This is a genomic window from Pseudaquabacterium terrae (assembly GCF_013266755.1).
In the GTDB taxonomy this organism is placed as follows: Bacteria; Pseudomonadota; Gammaproteobacteria; order Burkholderiales; family Burkholderiaceae_C; genus Pseudaquabacterium; species Pseudaquabacterium terrae.
Window position 1 is genome coordinate 1 of the sequence record NZ_JABRWJ010000036.1, and the last position, 3,039, is coordinate 3,039.

General features: G+C 62.8%; 3 protein-coding genes. All 3 read left to right on the top strand.

The window, feature by feature from the left end:
• Nucleotides 1-123 precede the first annotated feature (123 nt).
• The 3 genes from HLB44_RS36515 (at nucleotide 124) to HLB44_RS36525 (ending at nucleotide 2,736) form a co-directional block, all read left to right on the top strand.
• Nucleotides 124-579, top strand: coding sequence for a hypothetical protein (locus tag HLB44_RS36515; protein WP_173135760.1), 456 nt, complete (start codon nucleotides 124-126; stop codon nucleotides 577-579).
• A gap of 856 nt (nucleotides 580-1,435) precedes the next feature.
• On the top strand, nucleotides 1,436-1,672 hold the full coding sequence (dfrB, locus tag HLB44_RS36520; protein WP_173135766.1) for a trimethoprim-resistant dihydrofolate reductase DfrB: 237 nt from the start codon (nucleotides 1,436-1,438) through the stop codon (nucleotides 1,670-1,672).
• 641 nt (nucleotides 1,673-2,313) lie between these two features.
• On the top strand, nucleotides 2,314-2,736 hold the full coding sequence (locus tag HLB44_RS36525; protein WP_173135763.1) for a hypothetical protein: 423 nt from the start codon (nucleotides 2,314-2,316) through the stop codon (nucleotides 2,734-2,736).
• Nucleotides 2,737-3,039 lie beyond the last annotated feature (303 nt).

Here is a 3,039-nt window from a genome sequence, read left to right on the forward strand (position 1 = left end):
CCCTTCGGTCAACGCGACGTCCACCAGCTACGCGCCAGGGCCGCGAGGCACCCAGGCATATCATGTGCCTCGCGGCCCTGGCGCTCCGCTGGCGGCCGCGCGTTACCTCAAACGTTAGGCCTCATGATCGACACTCGCCCGCTCCGGCGTAAGGTTCCAGACGCCTCCGACTGGGCCGGATACAAAGACGATCTCGATGTGCGCTACGCGCACAAGCTCATGTTTGGGAAGTCCGTTGACGAAGTGCAGGACTTGTTCGGACAGGGCCGATCGATCGAGCGCGCCAGTGAACTGCTCTTCACGCCCCGCACGGTCTTTCAATACTACGTCTTTGCTTTCGCCGCCTACGTTCTCTCCGACGCCGCTGCAGAGGACTCGGACTCAGCGAGTCCATTTCTCCTGTTACTCATCAACCGCGAAAAGCGTGATCCAGGCAGCGTGCGCGAGATCTACAACCGCATGGAGCCAATAGTTCAGCACGTAGCAAGTCGACAGGAGTTCTACGATGCCGATCCAAACATCTATGGCAACTTCAAGGACCATCAGGTCGAACTGGCCAAACTATGCAATGAGGCCTAACCCTTCGGTCAACGCGACGTCCACCAGCTACGCGCCAGGGCCGCGAGGCACTCAGGCATATCATGTGCCTCGCGGCCCTGGCGCTCCGCTGGCGGCCGCGCGTTACCTCAAACGTTAGGCGTCATGGCAAGGTCCTGCGCGAGCAATCGGTCCGTCCTGGCGAGCACCGAACGTGAAGACCAAAACCGCGTCCGCCGCGTTCGTCCGACTGCGAAGTAACCGAAGCGCTTGCGAGCACCGAGCATGAAGAACAAGACCGCGTGTGTCGTACTCCGTCCGACTGCGACGGCCGTGAGTCGTCTTCGCACGCTGTGCCCTTCGATCCGCGCTTCAAGTTCGGTCTCACAAGTGCGCTTCGCGCAAGCGTGCTGCGCCGCGCAGTCAGTCTGTCGGGCGCCGCGCGGGCGCGGCGCGAGGCGGAGCGCAAGGTCAACAATCCGGACTGCGCATGCACGCTGGCCCTGGCAAGCTGCAGCGCCTTGCGAGCCACCACTGGCGGTCGGTTCCCGTCCGCGCGGTCTCGCAGTTGTGCCGCTCCAAATGCCGCCTAACCCTTCGGTCAACGCGACGTCCACCAGCTGCGCACCAGGGCCGCGACGCACCCAGGCATATCATCTGCCTCGCGGCCCTGGCGCTCCGCTGGCGGCCGCGCGTTACCTCAAACGTTAGGCCTCGCGCGCAGTCCCCGGCGTACGTCAGGCGCATCTGTCCACGCCGAATGAACACCGAATCTCGACCAATGTCGCTGATGGGAAGTGAAGTCGATGAGCGCTCATCGACGGGCGTACCACCACGAGGGGAAGACAGTTGTTCGTGCAACTGCGATCGATCAACAGATTCACAAGAAGGGTTCAGTATGGATCACAGTAGCAATGAAGTCAGTACTCCAGTTGCTGGCCAGTTTGCGCTCCCATTGCGCGCCACGTTCGGCCTGGGAGAGCGCGTGCGCAAGAAGTCTGGCGCCGCTTGGCAGGGTCAAGTGGTCGGCTGGTACTGCACAAAACTGACCCCTGAAGGCTATGCCGTCGAGTCCGAGTCTCACCCAGGCTCAGTACAAATCTATCCTGTGGCTGCGCTTGAACGCGTGGCCTAACCCTTCGGTCAACGCGACGTCCTCCAGCTACGCACCAGGGCCGCGAGGCACCCAGGCATATCATGCGCCTCGCGGCCCTGGCGCTCCGCTGGCGGCCGCGCGTTACCTCAAACGTTAGGCCTCGGGTGAACACGTCCGCCACGGCTCGTAGCGCTGCCAGAAGCACCGCACTCACTCGGCCGTCATCGCATCAGCCACCAAAGGAACAGCCGAATACCGTTGCGCATCGGCTCTGGCAACGAAAGCCGAATCAAGACCTGCATCGGGCTGTACGGTCAACGCAAGTCCTGAGCACGTCGAAGAGCCGAATGGGGAGCCGCGGTCGTTCAAGGTCCTGCGCTCGAAGGTCAAGAAGACCCGAACACACGGCATGGTTCTGGCATCAGGCGCGTGAACACTCACCGAGCATCAGAACAATGGGCATCGGTCGCCCCTGGCATCTTCAGCAACCAGGCCAGGCCGCCCTTCAGGTACTCGCGGTGTTCACGGCCGCCACGAATCCGAGGCCTAACCCTTCGGTCAACGCGACGTCCACCAGCTGCGCGCCAGGGCCGCGAGGCACCCAGGCATATCATCTTCCTCGCGGCCCTGGCGCTCCGCCGGCGGCCGCGCGTTACCTCAAACGTTAGGGCGCATTCACCGTGACGCACACCGAGGCTCTCTCGTTTCTGTCGCTGCACCAGCCAATGCCAGGCGACAGCGAAATATCGCCTGAAACGGCAGATCGCTTCATCGAGACCCTTCGATTTCTTGAAGAGAATCCGCACCCCGCAGCCGTTCCATTCTTGATTGGTAGCGTCAGCGAGCACACAGGTCTTGGAATGTACGAGCACATTGGGTTCGTCCTGCGCAAGCTCCCGCCGTATGAAGTTGCACCTCATCTCATTCAGGCCCTCAAGCACGGCGAGGCCACAACCCGTGCTCGAGCGGCCTGGTGGGCCGCAGATTGCCCATGCCCAGCACTCGCCAAACCGATCCGCGATCTTCTGGCAGTCGAGCAAGACCCTCAGGTCCGCTATGCCGCGGAGTCCGCTCTTCAAGTGTGTTTGCCAAATGCGCCCTAACCCTTCGGTCAACGCGACCCGTACCAGCAGGCCCCTTGGGGCGCGAGACACCCAGGTCTATCATGTGTCTCGCGCCCCAAGCGTCCTGCCGGCACGGGCGCGTTACCTCAAACGTTAGGCCCGGGGTGGGCAAGATCCGCGCAACTCGTAGCGCTGCAAGAGGGCCCGCCTGCAACGTCAGGCTCTTCGTCGTTTCGTGTGGAACGGGCAACCGGCGTTCAGTGAGCGTACGCGCCTGAAGTACGCGGCATAGCCGCGGCGAACGGGGAGACCGGCAGATGCGTCAGCTTGCCCAGCCGCAGG